The organism is Peptoniphilus catoniae (assembly GCF_901447155.2).
GTDB lineage: Bacteria > Bacillota > Clostridia > Tissierellales > Peptoniphilaceae > Peptoniphilus_E > Peptoniphilus_E catoniae.
Window position 1 is genome coordinate 1 of record NZ_LR588425.1, and the last position, 1,219, is coordinate 1,219.

A 1,219-nucleotide genomic window follows, 5' to 3' on the forward strand; every position below is an offset into this window, starting at 1 on the left:
TTTTTTAGTCTATTATTACCACAATTAAGATATTTAAGTGCCGGGTTGTTACTTACGTCCAGGTTTGTCAGTTGGGTAGCTCCACAATAAAGATATTCAAGTGCCGGGTTGTTACTTACGTCCAGGTTTGTCAGTTGGTTAGCTCCACAATAAAGATATTCAAGTGCCGGGTTGTTACTTACGTCCAGGTTTGTCAGTTGGTTATTAGAACAAACAAGTTTTTGAAGTGCCGCGTTTTTACTTATATCCAAGGTGCTTAGTCGGTTACCATCACAATTAAGTGTTTGAAGTGCAGTAAAATATTCGATTCCTTTTAAATTTTTTATAAGGTATATATCTCTAACGTCTATCGATTTTATGCCTGCAATTTCCGCATCACTTAATTTACCGTCATGATCCTTATCAAGTTTTTTACTAACATAATTTCTAAAATAATAGTTCGGGAAGTTTGTCTCATTTATCGCCACATCTCCCGGTCCTGCCCAAACTGGGCTTACGATTAAGTTCATTATAAGCATCATCATTGCCAGTAGCATTGCGATGCGTCTTCCTCGTTTCTTTTTCACAATTCTCCTCCTTTTTTCTTGTATGGAAATGGATTTCTCACTTTCTACCTTTATCTTATAAAATTTTTTTCTTTTGCACATCACCCGAAAGGATGAGATTTTGTAAAATTTTATAATTTTTTTGTGTTTTTTTGCAAATTTTTCTATAATAAAAACGGTCTAGATGACTAAACCGTTTTTACTTTTCTTATCTAGTTTTAAAAGGTGAATCTTTTATTCTACTACAATGGTTCTATAGATGGTTACCATCTTAGAGTCACTATTCCAAATGATGTCCTTGCCATCCTTTAGACCTAGTGCTCTTGCTATATTTGCTATTGAAAGCATAGTCCTATTGTTTTTGACTTCTGGTTTTACATCGCTGGTGTAGACTTTGCCATTTACAATTATCTGGTTAGTGTCTACTGGTATTTCTACTCTTGTACTACCTTCTTTCAATATTACTGTTCTAGTACTTTCATTCCAATCTACGTTAAATCCAAGTGCCTCTGCCACATATCTTACTGGGAGCATGGTTCTTCCCTCTTTGATATATGGTGCTATATCCATCTTGATTTTTGATTGTACTCCGTTTATTTCTCTATTAAGTACGTCTATTCCTATTGTAAGTTCAAGTTTCCAATCTATTTCTATACTATTTACTGGTTTTTCTT

At 34.3% G+C, this 1,219-nt stretch carries 2 protein-coding genes; both read right to left on the minus strand.

Going from position 1 to position 1,219, the window contains the following annotated elements; genetic code table 11:
* Nucleotides 1-566 (minus strand): leucine-rich repeat domain-containing protein (locus PEPCATONIAE_RS08535; RefSeq protein ID WP_218975538.1); only part of this gene is annotated, 566 nt, incomplete at its 3' end.
* Nucleotides 567-779: 213 nt separating this feature from the next.
* The coding region (locus tag PEPCATONIAE_RS08540; protein WP_138160709.1) for a copper amine oxidase N-terminal domain-containing protein at nt 780-1,219 on the minus strand (440 nt) is incomplete at its 5' end.